Genomic DNA, 16553 nt, shown 5'->3' with positions numbered 1-16553 from the left:
AAAAAACACTTTACAAAGCAATAGTCTTTTTGCTAATATAATTATCTGTGTGAAATAAATTCGGAGGTGCTTTATAAATGGCAGTTAAAATTCGTTTAAAACGTATGGGAGCTAAAAAAACTCCTTTCTATCGTGTAGTTGTTGCAGATTCTCGTTCTCCTCGTGACGGACGTTTCATTGAGGAAATCGGTACTTACAATCCGGTTGCTCAACCAGCGGATTGTAAGATCAACGAAGAAGCAGCATTAAAATGGTTAGGAAATGGTGCTAAACCATCTGATACAGTTCGTAATCTTTTCTCTAACCAAGGTATCATGGAGAAATTCCACTTATCTAAACAAGGTAAGTAATTGAGGCAATGACAATGAAAATGTTAGTCGAGACAATTGTTAAACCTCTTGTGGATCATCCTGGAGATGTAAAAGTTACACAGGAACTTTGCAACGGAGAAATAAAGTATCGATTAACTGTACATCCTGAGGATGTTGGAAAAGTCATTGGAAAGCAAGGGAGAGTTGCGAAAGCGATTCGAATGCTCTTGTATTCAGTGGGACATCATAATGATGAGAACGTCACACTGGAAATTCAATAAACGTAAAAAGGGCGAGGAATTATTTCCTCTCCCTTTTTTAACATTTAAAGAGAAATTGCATGTTCCATATATAAAATGGAAATGCTTAATTTATATAGAAACCAGGGGTGACATACTATTTATGACAAAATGGTTTAACGTAGGGAAAATTGTAAATACTCATGGCGTAAAAGGAGAAATTCGTGTTATTTCGCGTACTGATTTTCCAGAAGAGCGATATAAAGTAGGGAACACGTTATACATATGGGATGAGAAAGGTACAGACTATCTTACAGTGAAGGTAACTTCTCATCGTCAACATAAGACATTTGATTTATTAACACTTGAAGGATACAACAATGTAGATGAAGTAGAGAAGCTTAAAGGTTCTTTAATAAAAGTACCAGAAGAGCAGTTAGGCGAACTAGCTGAAGGTGAATACTACTACCATGAAATTATTGGTTGCAACGTTGTAACGGAAGAAGGAGAAGCGTTAGGGACAATCAAAGAGATTCTATCTCCTGGTGCGAATGACGTTTGGGTGATTAAGCGTCCGAAGGGTCAAGATCTGTTAATTCCTTATATTGATGACGTTGTACTTCAAGTTAACATTGAAAATAAATTAGTAACCATTCATGTAATGGAAGGGCTACTATAATGAAAATTGACATTTTAACATTGTTTCCAGATATGTTTACGGGAGTATTTGGGTCTTCAATTTTAAAGAAAGCACAAGAAAAAGAAGCGGTAGAGCTTCGTGTTGTCAATTTCCGTGAGTATACAACTAGTAAGCATAATAGTGTAGATGATTATCCGTATGGTGGGGGCGCTGGTATGGTATTAACCCCGCAACCTATCTTTGACGCAGTAGAAGAGTTAACGAAGGAAACAGACCGTAAGCCGAGAATCGTCTTAATGTGTCCACAAGGAGAGCGTTTCACGCAGAAGAAGGCAGAAGAGCTTGCTGGAGAAGAGCATGTTATTTTTGTATGTGGCCATTATGAAGGATACGATGAACGAATTCGTGAGCATCTTGTAACAGATGAGATTTCTATTGGAGATTACGTATTAACGGGTGGAGAATTGGCTTCTATGGTAGTCACTGACAGTGTTGTACGTCTTTTGCCAGGAGTACTTGGGAATCAAACGTCACAAGTGGAAGACTCTTTTAGCACAGGTTTGTTAGAGCACCCGCATTATACACGTCCTGCTGATTTTCGTGGTATGAAGGTACCGGATGTACTAATGTCAGGAAATCATAAAAACATTGATGAATGGCGCCATAAAGAGTCACTACGTCGTACGTACACACGTAGACCGGATTTACTAGAAGAACGAGAATTATCTAAGCAAGAAGAGAAATGGCTGGAACAGATTAAAGAAGACCGATAAGGGCTTGATATATTTTCTATTGCAACAGTCCTAGCAATATGCTATTATAACATTTGTGCTACTGAAATCAGTAGCCGTATTAACGATGTTCCGCTGTAATTTAATAAGACTTTATAAGAGCATCTGTTTAAAGGAGAGAATTTAATATGCAACAATTAATCACAGAAATCACAAAAGGCCAATTAAAAACTGACCTTCCTTCATTCCGTCCTGGAGACACTTTACGTGTACACGTAAAAGTAGTTGAGGGAACTCGTGAAAGAATTCAGCTTTTTGAAGGTGTTGTAATTAAACGTCGTGGTGGCGGAATCAGTGAAACATTCACAGTTCGTAAGATTTCTTACGGTGTAGGTGTTGAGCGTACATTCCCAGTTCACACGCCAAGAATCGCGAACATCGAAGTACTTCGCCGTGGTAAAGTACGTCGTGCTAAGTTATACTACTTACGTAACCTTCGCGGTAAAAAAGCACGTATTAAAGAAATTCGATAAGACATGTATGGGAGCTTGTAAATACACAAGCTCCCTTTTTCCAATCTATATGAAATTTTGGTATAATACGAGCAGCTTACATAACTGTGGAGGGGAAAACATGAAAAAAGAGAAGAGCTCACTTTGGGAATGGATCAAAGCAATTTTGATTGCTGTTGTATTAGCGGGCGTAATTAGACAGTTTTTCTTTGCCCCAATTCTCGTAGATGGTGTATCGATGTCGCCAACTTTACATGATCGTGATCGAATGATTGTTAATAAAATTGGCTATCACATAGGTGATCCGAAACGCTTTGATATTATTGTATTCCGAGCGACGGAAGAAAAAGATTATATTAAGCGTATTATTGGCCTGCCAGGCGACGAAATCGAATACCGTAATGATAAACTATATGTTAACGGGAAACCTTATGAGGAGCCGTATTTAGATAAGCAGAAAAAACAACTTGCTGACGGACCGCTTACATATGATTTTACTCTTGAAGAAATGACAGGAAAGAAAACTGTTCCAGAAGGTCAATTATTTGTTTTAGGCGATAATCGTCGTTTTAGTAAAGATAGCCGTTCGATTGGTACAATTTCAATGGACCAAGTGATTGGTAAAGCAAATATGCTATATTGGCCGTTAAAAGATGCACGTATTGTGAAATAAAAGAAAAAGAAGGTGGCAACATGGTAATCCAATGGTTCCCGGGACATATGGCAAAGGCTAGACGCCAAGTAACAGAAAAATTAAAGTTAATTGATGTTGTAATTGAGCTTGTAGATGCTCGATTACCTTTATCTTCTCGTAATCCAATGATTGATGAAATTATTACGCATAAACCAAGGCTTGTTGTTTTAAATAAAGCGGATATGGCGGATGACCGTCTTACAAAGCAGTGGATTGCATATTTTGATGAAAGAGGTCAAAAGGCAATTTCAATTAATGCGCAAGCTGGACAAGGTATGAAAGAAATTGCAGCAGCTTGTAAAGTGCTTGTCAAAGAAAAATTCGATAAGATGGTTGCTAAAGGCATTAGACCGAGAGCAATTCGTGCTTTAATTGTAGGTATTCCAAATGTTGGTAAATCTACACTGATTAATAAATTAGCGAAGAAGAATATAGCAAAAACAGGAGATCGTCCTGGTGTGACAACGGCCCAGCAGTGGATTAAAGTTGGAAAAGAAATGGAATTATTAGATACACCAGGTATTTTGTGGCCTAAATTTGAAGATGAATTAGTTGGTCTTCGTTTAGCGACGACTGGTGCAATTAAAGATTCTATATTAAATCTACAGGATGTAGCTATTTATGCGTTACGTTTTATGGAAAAACATTATCCAGAACGTTTAAAAGAGCGATATAATTTAAATGACATTCCAGAAGAAATTGTGGAGTTATTTGATGCAATTGGAAAAAACAGAGGTTGCTTAATGGGCGGCGGAATGATTGATTATGATAAAACATCTGAGCTTATACTTCGTGAGCTTCGTGGTGGAAGATTTGGAAAAATGACGTTTGAAACACCAGAAGAGTTTGCAGAGCAGGTAGAAGATGTGGAAAAAGTAGAAGAAGTATAAGACGTGCGTTTGTACGTCTTTTCTTTTTGGTTACGTTTAAAAGGAGTGTAAATGGATGCAAAAAATGACTATTTATGAAGCTGAATGTTTGCTGCAAGAAATTATGAGTGAAGAAGACGAGCGTTTTCAAATGTTAGTGAAAGATGAGCGAAAAGGTGTTCAAAAACTAATTTTGAAGTGGTATAAACAAAAAGAGTTAGCGCAAAAAGAAAGAGAAAAATTTCTAGAAATGTCAAAATACGAAAATGAGTTGCGCGAAAAAGGCCTCACACACATTGCTGGTATTGATGAAGTGGGCCGTGGGCCGTTAGCAGGACCGGTTGTGACGGCGGCTGTCGTCCTTCCGGAAGATTTTTATATTCCAGGATTAAATGACTCGAAAAAATTAAGTGAAGCGAAACGTGAGCGTTTTTATGATGAAATTAAAGAGCATGCAATTGCGATTGGAGTTGGAATTATATCACCACAAATTATTGATGAAATAAATATTTATCAAGCGACGAAGCAAGCGATGTTAGATGCAGTTGCTAATTTATCATGTACACCAGAATATTTATTAATCGATGCGATGAAGCTTCCTACATCAATTCCGCAAACATCAATCATTAAAGGTGATACGAAAAGTGTCTCTATTTCAGCTGCATCTATTATTGCGAAAGTGACGAGAGATCGCATGATGAAAGAGTTAGGAGAGAAGTATCCTGCATATGGGTTTGAACAACATATGGGATATGGGACGAAACAGCATTTAGAAGCGATTGAAGTGCATGGAGTATTAGAGGAACATCGAAAATCATTCGCGCCAATTAAAGATATGATTCAAAAATAAGCTGTATATTCACAGCTTATTTTTTATTTTGGTATATAAACATTATTATTTTCGAAAAAGAATAAAGCGATTTCAGTTTTCTGACACTTTATTGTAGACAGCGTGCCAATCATCTTATACAATGGCAATGTAATGTTTTTTAAACATTAAAAAACTTTTCGAGTAAAACAGGAAAACAGGGGAGGATGGGACCATGAATATCCATGAGTACCAAGGTAAGGCAGTCCTTAGAAGCTATGGGGTTAGCGTTCCGAACGGGAAGGTTGCATTTACAGTAGAAGAAGCTGTAGAAGCAGCGAAAGAATTAGGAACGGACGTATGTGTAGTTAAAGCGCAAATTCACGCTGGTGGACGCGGCAAAGCTGGCGGTGTAAAAGTTGCGAAAAATTTAGAAGAAGTTCGTACATATGCAGAAAGCATTTTAGGAACTACACTTGTGACGCATCAAACAGGTCCTGAAGGTAAGGAAGTAAAACGCTTACTTATCGAAGAAGGTTGCGATATTAAAAAAGAATATTATGTAGGTCTTGTATTAGATCGTGCAACTTCTCAAGTTGTTTTAATGGCATCTGAAGAAGGTGGAACAGAAATTGAAGAAGTAGCAGAAAAAACGCCTGAAAAAATCTTTAAAGAATATATTGATCCAGCAGTAGGTTTACAAGGGTTCCAAGCGCGTCGAATCGCGTTTAACATCAATATTCCAAAAGAACTTGTAGGACAAGCTGTAAAGTTTATGATGGGCTTATACAGTGCGTTTATCGAAAAAGATTGCTCTATCGCTGAGATTAATCCACTTGTTACAACAGGTGACGGTAAAGTTATGGCGTTAGATGCAAAATTAAACTTTGATTCTAATGCGTTATATCGCAATAAAGATATTTTAGAACTTCGTGATCTTGAAGAAGAAGATTCAAAAGAAATTGAAGCTTCTAAATATGACTTAAACTACATTCCTTTAGATGGAAATATCGGTTGTATGGTTAATGGTGCAGGTTTAGCAATGGCTACAATGGATATCATTAAACATTACCATGGTGACCCAGCTAACTTCTTAGATGTTGGTGGCGGCGCAACAGCTGAAAAAGTTACAGAAGCATTCAAAATTATTCTTTCTGATAAAAATGTAAAAGGTATCTTCGTTAACATTTTTGGTGGCATTATGAAGTGTGATGTTATCGCAGAAGGTGTTATTGAAGCGACGAAGCAGGTAGGTCTTGAGTTGCCTTTAGTTGTACGTCTTGAAGGTACAAACGTAGAGTTAGGAAAGAAAATTTTAAATGAGTCTGGTTTAAATATTGTTGCAGCAGAATCTATGGCAGACGGTGCACAAAAAATTGTTTCACTAGTGGGCTAATAGAAAGCGGGGGAGAAAAATGAGCGTATTAGTTAATAAAGATACAAAAGTTATTGTTCAAGGTATTACAGGTTCTCAAGGGTTATTCCATACAAAGCAAATGATTGAATACGGTACGAAAATTGTAGGTGGTGTAACACCAGGTAAAGGTGGCACTGATATTGAAGGTGTACCAGTATTTGATACAGTAGAAGATGCTGTGAAAGCAACAGGCGCAAACGCTTCAGTTGTATACGTTCCACCCGCTTTTGCGGCTGATGCAATTATGGAAGCAGTTGATGCAAAGATTGATTTAGTAGTATGTATTACTGAAGGAATCCCTGTATTAGATATGGTAAAAGTAAAGAGATATATGGCAGGTAAACATACACGTTTACTTGGACCAAACTGCCCTGGTGTCATTACACCTGACGAATGTAAAATTGGTATTATGCCAGGATATATTCACAAAAAAGGTCATGTTGGTATCGTGTCTCGCTCTGGTACATTAACGTATGAAGCTGTACATCAGTTAACACAAGAAGGTATTGGCCAATCTACTGCTGTAGGTATCGGCGGAGACCCTGTTAACGGTACGGACTTTATTGATGCGTTAAAAGCATTTAATGAAGATGAAGAAACGCATGCTGTAATTATGATTGGTGAAATCGGCGGTACGGCAGAAGAAGAAGCAGCAGAATGGGTAAAAGCTAATATGACAAAACCAGTTGTAGGCTTCATTGGTGGTCAAACTGCGCCTGAAGGCAAACGTATGGGTCATGCTGGGGCGATCATTTCTGGCGGCAAAGGAACTGCTGCTGAAAAGATTAAAACAATGGAAGCTTGTGGTATTAAAGTAGCGGAAACACCAGCTGTTATGGGTGAAACATTAATCTCTGTTTTAAAAGAAAAGGGATTATTTGAGACTTGTAAAAACTACTAATCTTTTTGAAAGACACCTTCTTATTAGAGGGTGTCTTTTTACACATTTTTTGTTTACATAATAAAAATTATGGGTAAGGAGAATTGAGATGAAAAGAGAACGTTTATTGCACCTTCATTACATGTTGGCGGATCATTGGAAGGCGATGGAGAGACTACTATATATTGATCCAGAACTGAAGGGAATATACACTTTTAGTCCAAGACAATTTGAATATTACGCTGGAATATCCCCGGAAAAATCTTCAGAACTAGCAAATTTCCTTCAGACTTCAAAACTCCAACAATATGTCTCCTATTTAGAAAAAAATCGAATATTTTATATAACCATATGGGATGAGGATTATCCACAACTGTTGCAGGAAATACAAGATCCCCCTTTTGTTTTATACGGAAAAGGAGAGAGAGATTTTCTTAGCAAGATAAATAAATTAGCGATTGTTGGAACGAGAGAACCGTCTTTATATGGAGAGGAGAGTATGAAGTTTATTTTACAACCTTTACTTGAAAAAGAATGGCTTATTGTTAGTGGGTTTGCAAGAGGGATAGATACAATTGCTCATGAAGTTACAGTAAGGCAGCATTGCCCGACTATTGCAATATTAGGACACGGATTATCTTATATGTATCCAAAGGAGAACAGAGGTTTATATGACACGTGGAAAGATTATATATTGTTATTGACAGAGTATCCGCCGCATTATGTACCGAAAAAATGGTATTTCCCAAAAAGAAATCGAATTATTAGCGGTATTAGTAAAGGTGTTTTAGTTGTAGAAGCAAAAACGAGAAGTGGATCCCTTATTACTGCAGACCTTGCGTTAGAACAAAATAGAGAGGTGTTTGCGCTTCCTGGACCTATATTTATAGAGAGTGCAGAGGGAACGAATCATCTAATTCAACAAGGCGCAAAGCTAGTAAGAAATGCGGAGGATATCCTTGAAGAAATTTTAAATTAACCATATATTTTTATGTTTTTATTAAACAATTATTGACAAATGGTAGATTGTCGCTGTATGGTATATTCATTCTTGATTGACAAAAACAAGAGAAATCAATAAGATTGATGAAGACTTGAATCCACCTCTTAAGGAGGCACTAGCATGTCAGATTACCTCGTAATCGTGGAGTCGCCTTCTAAGGCGAAGACCATTGAAAAATATTTAGGGAAAAAATACAAAGTCGTCGCGTCCATGGGACATGTCCGCGATTTACCTAAAAGCCAAATGGGGATAGAAGTAAAGAATAACTTCACCCCGAAGTATATTACCATTCGTGGTAAGGGTCCCGTTTTAAAAGATTTAAAATCAGCGGCAAAAAAAGCAAAGAAAGTCTATCTCGCGGCCGATCCGGATCGTGAAGGAGAAGCAATTGCTTGGCATTTAGCAAATACGTTAAATGTGGACGTTGAATCAGATTGCCGAGTTGTATTTAATGAGATTACAAAAGATGCAATAAAAGAATCATTTAAATATCCTCGTGCAATTAATATGGATTTAGTAGATGCACAACAGGCAAGGCGTATACTCGATCGTCTTGTTGGCTATAATATTAGTCCTTTATTATGGAAGAAAGTAAAAAAAGGATTAAGTGCAGGACGCGTACAATCTGTAGCAGTTCGTTTAATCATCGAACGTGAAAGAGAAATTCAAATTTTTGAACCTGAAGAATTCTGGACAATTAAAACAGAATTTGTGAAAGGGAAAGACACATTTGAAGCAAGCTTTTACGGTGTAGATGGTGAAAAAGTTCAATTAACGAACGAAGCACAAGTGAACGAAATAATCGAAAAGATGAAAGACAATGCGTTTTCGGTTGAAAATGTAACGCGAAAAGAGCGAAAGCGTAACCCTGCATTACCGTTTACAACATCTTCCTTGCAACAAGAGGCAGCGCGTAAGTTAAATATGCGAGCAAAGAAAACAATGATGCTTGCACAGCAGCTGTATGAAGGGATAGATCTTGGAAAACAAGGGACTGTAGGTCTTATTACGTATATGAGAACTGATTCAACACGTATCTCAGAAACAGCTCAAACAGAGGCTCGTGATTACATTACTGAGGCGTTTGGTGCGGAATACATAGGAACAGAGAAGAAGAAAGAAACGAAAAAGTCGAAAGCACAAGATGCGCATGAGGCGATTCGTCCTACTTCGGTAATGAGAAAGCCAGAGGAACTAAAAAGTTTCTTAAGTCGTGATCAACTCCGTTTGTATAAACTGATTTGGGAGCGATTTGTTGCAAGTCAAATGGCATCTGCTATAATGGATACTGTTACAGCAAGACTCATTAATAACAATGTTCAGTTCCGTGCAAGTGGATCAGTTGTAAAGTTCCCAGGGTTTATGAAAGTGTACGTAGAGTCGAAAGATGATGGTGCGGAAGAAAAGGATAAGATGTTGCCACCGTTAGAAGTAGGTGAAACTGTATTTTCAAAAGATATAGAACCGAAGCAACATTACACACAGCCTCCGCCGCGTTATACAGAGGCTCGTCTAGTAAGAACACTTGAAGAGCTTGGAATTGGGAGACCGTCTACTTATGTACCAACACTTGAAACAATCCAAAAACGAGGATACGTTGCTTTAGATAATAAACGCTTCGTTCCGACTGAGCTTGGTGGAATAGTAATCGAACTTATTTTAGAGTTTTTCCCAGAAATTATTAACATTGAATTTACTGCCAATATGGAGCAAAGCCTTGATGAAGTAGAAGAAGGAAATGCAAATTGGGTGAAAATTGTTGATGATTTCTACGTAGGATTTGAACCGCGCTTAGAAAAAGCGGAAAAAGAAATGCGTGAAGTGGAAATTAAAGATGAACCAGCTGGGGAAGACTGTGAATTATGTAGTCACCCGATGGTCTTTAAAATGGGTAAATATGGGAAGTTTATGGCTTGTTCAAATTTCCCGGAATGTCGTAATACAAAACCGATTGTAAAAGAAATCGGTGTTACTTGTCCGAAGTGTGATAAAGGGCAAATTATTGAACGCCGTAGTAATAAAAAGAAACGTCTTTTCTACGGATGCGGTACGTATCCAGAATGTGACTTTGTATCTTGGGATAAGCCGATTGGTCGTAAATGTCCGAAGTGTGAAGGTATGCTCGTAGAGAAAAAGTTGAAAAAAGGCGTGCAAGTACAATGTGTTTCGTGTGATTATGAAGAAGAACAACAAATGTGAGCGTAACTGCTCACATTTTTTTCGGGAAGAAAAGGAAAGGTGATATATATGACAACACAAGTAGTAAACGTCATTGGCGCAGGTCTTGCAGGAAGCGAAGCAGCTTACCAAATTGCAAAACGTGGTGTCCAAGTGAAATTATATGAAATGAGACCAGTAAGGCAAACACCAGCTCATCATACAGATAAATTTGCTGAATTAGTATGTAGTAACTCACTTCGTGCAAACACATTAACAAATGCTGTTGGTGTTATTAAAGAAGAAATGCGCCTAATGGATTCTGTCATTATTCGTGCAGCTGATGAGTGTTCTGTACCAGCAGGAGGTGCTTTAGCTGTAGACCGTCATGAATTCGCGGCAAAAGTGACTGAATATGTGAAAAATCATCCGAACGTAACTGTAATGAATGAGGAAATCACTGAAATTCCAGAGGGACCAACTGTTATTGCGACAGGTCCACTTACGTCTCCAGATCTTTCTGCACAATTAAAAAAACTAACAGGTGAAGATTATTTTTATTTCTATGATGCTGCAGCGCCAATCGTTGAGAAAGACAGCATTGACATGAATAAAGTATATTTAAAATCTCGTTATGATAAAGGTGAAGCGGCGTATTTAAACTGTCCAATGACAGAAGACGAGTTTGATCGCTTTTATGAGGCTTTAATTGCTGCTGAGACAGTGCCTTTAAAAGAATTTGAAAAAGAAATTTTCTTTGAAGGTTGTATGCCAGTAGAAGTTATGGCAAGTAGAGGAAGACAGACGTTAGTATTTGGACCAATGAAGCCTGTTGGGTTAGAAGATCCGAAAACAGGGAAAACACCGTATGCGGTTGTTCAGTTACGTCAAGATGATGCAGCAGGAACATTATACAATATTGTAGGCTTCCAAACACATTTAAAGTGGGGGCCACAAAAAGAAGTGTTACAGCTAATTCCAGGACTAGAAAACGCAGAGATTGTACGTTATGGTGTAATGCATCGTAATACGTTTATTAATTCGCCTAATTTGCTTCGTCCAACATATCAATATAAACAACGTGATGATTTATTCTTCGCTGGTCAAATGACTGGGGTAGAGGGGTATGTTGAATCAGCAGCATCAGGATTATTAGCGGGTATTAACGCTGCTCGACTTGTACAAGGTGAAGAGCCAGTTGTATTACCACCGGTAACGGCAATGGGAAGTATGGCAAATTATATTACTGCGACAAATTCAAAAAACTTCCAGCCGATGAACGCAAACTTCGGATTATTTACACCGTTAGAGAAGAAAATTAAAAATAAACAAGAGCGAAATGAAGCATATGCTACACGAGCTTTGGAAACAATTCAAAATTTTGTAAATATTTAATTAAATTTCTTGCAAAGGCTACTAAGTTGTGATACGATTTAGTAGCCTTTATTGAGGTGAGTTATATGGATGTGAATGTGAAGAAATTGTTACAATTATTCGTTGGATATTTACAAATTGAAAGAAATTATTCAAAATATACAATTGCAAGTTATCAAAATGATTTAGAACATTTTGTGCAATTTATGGAGCGAGAAGGCATATCCTCTTTTTTAGATGTTACATACGCGGATGTTCGTTTATACTTGACGACGTTGCACAATGAAAAGTTAGCCCGTAAATCTGTCGCAAGGAAAGTATCAAGCTTACGAAGTTTATATCGTTTTTTGATGCGTGAAGGTTATAGAAAAGATAATCCGTTTGCGCTTGCGTCACTCCCCAAGAAAGAATTGTCAATCCCAAAGTTTTTATATGCTGAAGAGTTAGAGGAATTGTTTGAAGTTTCTGATACAGAGACGCCATTAGGTCAAAGGAATCAAGCTTTATTAGAGTTGATGTATGCAACTGGGATTCGTGTAAGCGAATGCGTTAATTTGCAACTTAACGACATTGACTTTGCAGTGGGAACAATTTTAGTGATGGGAAAAGGGAAAAAACAAAGATATATTCCGTTCGGAAGCTATGCACAAGATGCTTTAATTACTTATATAGAGAACGGGAGAAAACAGTTAGCTCAAAAGACTGAAGAACAATCTCATATGGTATTTTTAAATGCGAAAGGTAAGCCGTTAACAAGTCAGGGTGTACGTTATGTTTTGAACGAACTCATTAAGAAAGCTTCACTTACAATGCGAATAAGTCCCCATATGTTAAGGCATACATTTGCTACACATATGTTGGATGAAGGAGCGGATTTACGTACTGTGCAGGAGCTATTAGGTCATGAGAATTTGTCTACGACACAAATTTATACGCATGTCTCTAAAGAAAGATTGCGTTCTGTGTACATGAAGCATCACCCGCGGGCATAAATTGCTTTTAAAGCTATAAAAACATATAAAGGAGTTTTTTCTATGGGAAATTTCCACGCTACAACGATATTTGCAGTTCATCATAATGGAGAATGTGCAATGGCTGGAGATGGTCAGGTAACGATGGGGAATGCTGTTGTAATGAAACATACAGCTCGCAAAGTTCGCAAACTTTTCCAAGGGAAAGTTTTAGCTGGTTTTGCAGGCTCAGTTGCTGATGCATTTACTCTTTTTGAAATGTTTGAAGGAAAATTAGAAGAGTATAATGGCAACTTGCAGCGCGCTGCAGTGGAGATGGCGAAACAATGGCGTGGTGATAAAATGCTACGTCAGCTAGAAGCAATGCTCATTGTCATGGATAAAACAACGATGCTCCTTGTTTCAGGTACAGGAGAAGTAATTGAACCAGATGATGGTATTTTAGCAATTGGTTCAGGTGGACATTATGCACTTGCTGCTGGTCGTGCTTTAAAGCAACATGCAAGTGAACATTTAACAGCGAAACAAATTGCGAAGGCCAGTTTAGAAATTGCAGGCGATATTTGTGTTTATACGAACCACAACATAATTGTTGAAGAATTGTAGAATCGTAAGGGAGGCATTTTATATGCATTTACATTTTACTCCGCGTCAAATTGTGGAAAAATTAGATCAATACATCATCGGTCAAAAAGATGCAAAGAAAGCGGTTGCTGTAGCTCTACGAAATCGATACCGTCGCAGTAAATTAGTTGAAAATTTACGTGATGAAATTGCACCTAAAAACATTTTAATGATTGGACCGACAGGTGTTGGTAAAACAGAGGTAGCACGGCGAATGGCGAAACTCGTTGGAGCACCTTTTATTAAGGTTGAAGCGACGAAATTTACAGAAGTTGGATATGTGGGTCGAGATGTAGAGTCGATGGTCCGCGATCTTGTTGAAACATCTGTTCGTATCGTAAAAGAGGAAATGGTAGTTAAAGTTCAAGATAAAGCAGAAGAGCAAGCGAATCAACGACTTGTTGAAATTTTAGTGCCGAGTCCGGAGAAACAATCTGGATTTAAAAATCCATTAGAAATGCTTTTTGGTGGTAATCAAAATTCAAACCAAACATCTGATGAACAGGAAGATGTTGAAATCGAAAAGAAACGTCAAGATGTGGAAAGAAAGCTTGCGGCAGGCCTTCTTGAAGATGAAGTGGTATCGATCGAAGTGACGGAACAACAGTCTTCTATGTTTGATATGTTGCAAGGAACTGGCATGGAGCAAATGGGGATGAATTTCCAAGATGCACTAGGAAGTATCATGCCGAAAAAAACGAAAAAACGTAAACTTTCTGTAAAAGAAGCAAGAAAACTCTTGACAAATGAAGAGGCACAGCGCTTAATTGATATGGATGAAGTTACACAAGAGGCTGTTTATCGTGCTGAACAGCTCGGGATTATTTTTATCGATGAAATTGACAAAATTGCTGGTAAGCAGTCGAATAGCGTAGATGTATCGCGTGAAGGTGTGCAACGTGACATTTTACCGATTGTAGAAGGGTCGAATGTTGCAACGAAATACGGATCAGTAAAAACGGATTATATTTTATTTGTTGCAGCTGGAGCGTTCCATATGTCTAAACCGTCGGATTTAATTCCGGAATTGCAAGGGAGATTTCCGATTCGAGTAGAATTAACAAAATTATCGGCGGATGATTTTGTTAAAATATTAATCGAGCCTGACAATGCGCTAATTAAACAGTACACGGCGTTATTAGCGACTGAAGGTATAGAAATTGAATTTTCAGACGAAGCTATTCGTAAGATTGCTGAGATTGCTTATCAAGTTAATCAGGATACAGATAATATTGGAGCGAGAAGACTTCATACTGTTATGGAGAAGCTCCTTGAAGATTTATCGTTTGAGGCATCTGAAATTACGTTAGAGAAAATAACGATAACACCTCAATATGTTGAGGAAAAATTAGCGACAATAGCTAAAAATAAAGATGTGAGCCAGTTTATTTTGTAATAGTGTCATCAGGTGACTCGCCCTAGTTTCCAAGTGATGAAAAAATATGTAAGTAACATGTAGGAGGAAATTTTGAAATGGAATTATTAGCAAAAACGAGAAAATTAAATGCGTTATTACAGAGCGCAGCAGGAAAGCCTGTAAACTTTAGAGAGATGTCTGACACAATGTGTGAAGTAATTGAAGCGAACGTGTTCGTTGTAAGTCGTCGCGGTAAATTATTAGGATATGCGATTCACCAACAAATCGAAAACGAACGTATGAAGCATATGCTTGCAGAGCGTCAATTCCCAGAAGAGTATACGCAAAGTTTATTCAATGTTACAGAAACATCTTCAAATTTAGGTGTGGATAGTGACTACACAGCATTCCCAGTAGAAAATAGAGAATTATTCGGTCAAGGTTTAACTACAATCGTACCAATCGTTGGTGGCGGTGAGCGTCTAGGTACACTAGTATTAGCTCGTCTTGGTCAAGAGTTCTTAGACGATGATTTAATTCTTGCTGAATACAGCTCAACTGTTGTAGGTATGGAAATCTTACGTGAAAAAGCAGAAGAAATCGAAGAGGAAGCACGTAGTAAAGCTGTTGTTCAAATGGCGATTAGCTCATTATCTTACAGTGAGTTAGAAGCAATCGAGCATATCTTCGAAGAATTAAATGGAACAGAAGGTTTACTTGTTGCAAGTAAAATTGCTGATCGTGTAGGAATTACTCGTTCGGTAATCGTAAATGCACTACGTAAATTAGAAAGTGCTGGTGTTATTGAATCTCGCTCTTTAGGTATGAAAGGAACATACATTAAAGTGCTAAACGACAAGTTTCTACAGGAACTTGCTAAATTAAAAACAAACTAATTTATAAAAAAACTCTCCTCGCTTGAGGAGAGTTTTTTGTTTTTTTTAGAGAATGATTTTGCTTACGTAAGGCGTCATGACAACATTCATTAGAAAACTATTAATTAGCCGTCAATTCCTTGCTTAAAGGAATTGACGGTTGGTAATACTAGAATTTGAGCGTGAAAAAAAGAAAGTTTTACATTGTTCGCATTTTCGACTTGATTGTAATATTTCAGTATGATATAGTAAGCAGTGGTGTCAGTACAAAGTACACACGTTTACTGATTTAAGTGTTGGTGCTACGTTCGTAGTTTCGCTTAGAGATGAAGTAAACGGAGGATATCAAAAAACCATTTAGGAGGAACTAAATTATGTCAGTAATTTCTATGAAGCAATTGCTTGAAGCTGGTGTTCATTTCGGACATCAAACTCGTCGTTGGAACCCAAAAATGAAGCGTTACATTTTCACAGAGCGTAACGGTATCTACATCATCGACTTACAAAAAACTGTGAAAAAAGTTGAGGAAGCTTACAGAACGATGCGTGACATCGCTGCTGAAGGCGGAGACATCTTATTCGTAGGTACTAAAAAACAAGCACAAGAAGCTATTAAAGAAGAAGCAACTCGTGCTGGTATGTACTTCGTTAACCAACGTTGGTTAGGTGGAACTTTAACAAACTTCCAAACAATCCAAAAGCGTATCAAGCGTCTTAAAGATATCGAAAGAATGCAAGAAGATGGTACTTTCGAAGTACTTCCTAAGAAAGAAGTTGTTCAACTTAAAAAAGAGTTAGAGCGTCTTGAGAAATTCTTAGGCGGTATTAAAGATATGAAAGGTCTTCCAAGTGCATTATTCGTAGTAGACCCTCGTAAAGAGCGTATTGCAGTTGCTGAAGCACGCAAATTACACATTCCAATCATCGGTATCGTTGATACAAACTGTGATCCAGACGAAATCGATCATGTTATCCCAGCAAACGATGATGCAATTCGTGCTGTAAAACTTCTTACATCTAAAATGGCAGACGCGATCCTTGAAGCAAAACAAGGTGAAGAAACTGTTACTGCGTAACAAATTTGGAAAGGT

18 protein-coding genes are annotated in these 16553 nt (G+C 37.7%); all 18 read left to right on the top strand.

Features of this window, described 5'->3' with window-relative positions; genetic code table 11:
- Positions 1-77: 77 nt before the first annotated feature.
- Positions 78-350 (top strand): 30S ribosomal protein S16, encoded by a 273-nt coding sequence (gene rpsP / locus KPL75_RS05775; protein WP_219919732.1) that lies wholly within the window; start codon positions 78-80, stop codon positions 348-350.
- Positions 351-364: 14 nt separating this feature from the next.
- Positions 365-592, top strand: a complete 228-nt coding sequence (locus KPL75_RS05770) for a KH domain-containing protein (RefSeq protein WP_219919731.1) — start codon at positions 365-367, stop codon at positions 590-592.
- A gap of 121 nt (positions 593-713) precedes the next feature.
- Positions 714-1229 carry a ribosome maturation factor RimM gene (gene rimM, locus KPL75_RS05765; RefSeq protein WP_002014521.1) on the top strand — a complete coding sequence of 172 codons (516 nt, stop codon included), beginning with the start codon at positions 714-716 and terminating at the stop codon, positions 1227-1229.
- Positions 1229-1963, top strand: coding sequence for a tRNA (guanosine(37)-N1)-methyltransferase TrmD (gene trmD, locus KPL75_RS05760; protein WP_002014522.1), 735 nt, complete (start codon positions 1229-1231; stop codon positions 1961-1963). Before rimM ends, trmD begins: the two co-directional genes overlap by 1 nt.
- A gap of 146 nt (positions 1964-2109) precedes the next feature.
- Complete coding sequence (gene rplS / locus KPL75_RS05755) at positions 2110-2454, top strand: 50S ribosomal protein L19 (RefSeq protein ID WP_002014524.1); 345 nt, start codon at positions 2110-2112, stop codon at positions 2452-2454.
- Between the two features lie 100 nt (positions 2455-2554).
- Entirely contained in the window at positions 2555-3106 is a 552-nt protein-coding gene (gene lepB, locus KPL75_RS05750) for a signal peptidase I (RefSeq protein ID WP_002066791.1), read from the top strand.
- A 20-nt stretch (positions 3107-3126) separates the two neighbouring features.
- Positions 3127-4017 (top strand): ribosome biogenesis GTPase YlqF, encoded by an 891-nt coding sequence (gene ylqF / locus KPL75_RS05745; protein ID WP_002088188.1) that lies wholly within the window; start codon positions 3127-3129, stop codon positions 4015-4017.
- A gap of 55 nt (positions 4018-4072) precedes the next feature.
- Positions 4073-4846, top strand: coding sequence for a ribonuclease HII (locus KPL75_RS05740; protein WP_219919730.1), 774 nt, complete (start codon positions 4073-4075; stop codon positions 4844-4846).
- Between the two features lie 193 nt (positions 4847-5039).
- Positions 5040-6200: an ADP-forming succinate--CoA ligase subunit beta gene (gene sucC / locus KPL75_RS05735; protein ID WP_002121788.1), complete on the top strand. Its 1161-nt coding sequence runs from the start codon at positions 5040-5042 to the stop codon at positions 6198-6200.
- A 19-nt stretch (positions 6201-6219) separates the two neighbouring features.
- Positions 6220-7122, top strand: coding sequence for a succinate--CoA ligase subunit alpha (sucD, locus tag KPL75_RS05730; protein WP_070144589.1), 903 nt, complete (start codon positions 6220-6222; stop codon positions 7120-7122).
- An 88-nt stretch (positions 7123-7210) separates the two neighbouring features.
- Positions 7211-8080, top strand: a complete 870-nt coding sequence (dprA, locus tag KPL75_RS05725) for a DNA-processing protein DprA (protein WP_219919729.1) — start codon at positions 7211-7213, stop codon at positions 8078-8080.
- A 144-nt stretch (positions 8081-8224) separates the two neighbouring features.
- Positions 8225-10303: a type I DNA topoisomerase gene (gene topA / locus KPL75_RS05720; RefSeq protein WP_219919728.1), complete on the top strand. Its 2079-nt coding sequence runs from the start codon at positions 8225-8227 to the stop codon at positions 10301-10303.
- Positions 10304-10351: 48 nt separating this feature from the next.
- Positions 10352-11656 carry an FADH(2)-oxidizing methylenetetrahydrofolate--tRNA-(uracil(54)-C(5))-methyltransferase TrmFO gene (gene trmFO / locus KPL75_RS05715; protein ID WP_219919727.1) on the top strand — a complete coding sequence of 435 codons (1305 nt, stop codon included), beginning with the start codon at positions 10352-10354 and terminating at the stop codon, positions 11654-11656.
- Between the two features lie 71 nt (positions 11657-11727).
- Positions 11728-12627 carry a tyrosine recombinase XerC gene (gene xerC, locus KPL75_RS05710; protein ID WP_219921072.1) on the top strand — a complete coding sequence of 300 codons (900 nt, stop codon included), beginning with the start codon at positions 11728-11730 and terminating at the stop codon, positions 12625-12627.
- A gap of 42 nt (positions 12628-12669) precedes the next feature.
- Positions 12670-13212, top strand: a complete 543-nt coding sequence (hslV, locus tag KPL75_RS05705) for an ATP-dependent protease proteolytic subunit HslV (protein ID WP_002014538.1) — start codon at positions 12670-12672, stop codon at positions 13210-13212.
- Between the two features lie 22 nt (positions 13213-13234).
- A complete protein-coding gene (gene hslU / locus KPL75_RS05700) occupies positions 13235-14626 on the top strand; it encodes an ATP-dependent protease ATPase subunit HslU (protein WP_219919726.1) in 1392 nt (463 codons plus the stop codon).
- Between the two features lie 77 nt (positions 14627-14703).
- Entirely contained in the window at positions 14704-15483 is a 780-nt protein-coding gene (gene codY / locus KPL75_RS05695; RefSeq protein WP_002014541.1) for a GTP-sensing pleiotropic transcriptional regulator CodY, read from the top strand.
- Positions 15484-15836: 353 nt separating this feature from the next.
- Positions 15837-16538, top strand: coding sequence for a 30S ribosomal protein S2 (gene rpsB / locus KPL75_RS05690; RefSeq protein ID WP_000111485.1), 702 nt, complete (start codon positions 15837-15839; stop codon positions 16536-16538).
- Positions 16539-16553: the final 15 nt, after the last annotated feature.

It is taken from the genome of Bacillus sp. NP247 (assembly GCF_018966865.1).
Lineage (GTDB): Bacteria > Bacillota > Bacilli > Bacillales > Bacillaceae_G > Bacillus_A.
Note: the sequence above shows the minus strand (reverse complement) of the source record. Positions and strands in the feature narration are given on the sequence as shown.

Bases quoted from the DNA above. Each gene is read 5' to 3' on its own strand.
- rpsB (WP_000111485.1), top strand. From the start codon at position 15,837: ATGTCAGTAATTTCTATGAAGCAATTGCTTGAAGCTGGTGTTCATTTC.
- rimM (WP_002014521.1), top strand. From the start codon at position 714: ATGACAAAATGGTTTAACGTAGGGAAAATTGTAAATACTCATGGCGTA.
- lepB (WP_002066791.1), top strand. From the start codon at position 2,555: ATGAAAAAAGAGAAGAGCTCACTTTGGGAATGGATCAAAGCAATTTTG.
- topA (WP_219919728.1), top strand. From the start codon at position 8,225: ATGTCAGATTACCTCGTAATCGTGGAGTCGCCTTCTAAGGCGAAGACC.
- hslV (WP_002014538.1), top strand. From the start codon at position 12,670: ATGGGAAATTTCCACGCTACAACGATATTTGCAGTTCATCATAATGGA.
- trmFO (WP_219919727.1), top strand. From the start codon at position 10,352: ATGACAACACAAGTAGTAAACGTCATTGGCGCAGGTCTTGCAGGAAGC.
- dprA (WP_219919729.1), top strand. From the start codon at position 7,211: ATGAAAAGAGAACGTTTATTGCACCTTCATTACATGTTGGCGGATCAT.
- sucD (WP_070144589.1), top strand. From the start codon at position 6,220: ATGAGCGTATTAGTTAATAAAGATACAAAAGTTATTGTTCAAGGTATT.
- trmD (WP_002014522.1), top strand. From the start codon at position 1,229: ATGAAAATTGACATTTTAACATTGTTTCCAGATATGTTTACGGGAGTA.
- KPL75_RS05740 (WP_219919730.1), top strand. From the start codon at position 4,073: ATGCAAAAAATGACTATTTATGAAGCTGAATGTTTGCTGCAAGAAATT.
- sucC (WP_002121788.1), top strand. From the start codon at position 5,040: ATGAATATCCATGAGTACCAAGGTAAGGCAGTCCTTAGAAGCTATGGG.
- rplS (WP_002014524.1), top strand. From the start codon at position 2,110: ATGCAACAATTAATCACAGAAATCACAAAAGGCCAATTAAAAACTGAC.
- KPL75_RS05770 (WP_219919731.1), top strand. From the start codon at position 365: ATGAAAATGTTAGTCGAGACAATTGTTAAACCTCTTGTGGATCATCCT.
- codY (WP_002014541.1), top strand. From the start codon at position 14,704: ATGGAATTATTAGCAAAAACGAGAAAATTAAATGCGTTATTACAGAGC.
- hslU (WP_219919726.1), top strand. From the start codon at position 13,235: ATGCATTTACATTTTACTCCGCGTCAAATTGTGGAAAAATTAGATCAA.
- ylqF (WP_002088188.1), top strand. From the start codon at position 3,127: ATGGTAATCCAATGGTTCCCGGGACATATGGCAAAGGCTAGACGCCAA.
- rpsP (WP_219919732.1), top strand. From the start codon at position 78: ATGGCAGTTAAAATTCGTTTAAAACGTATGGGAGCTAAAAAAACTCCT.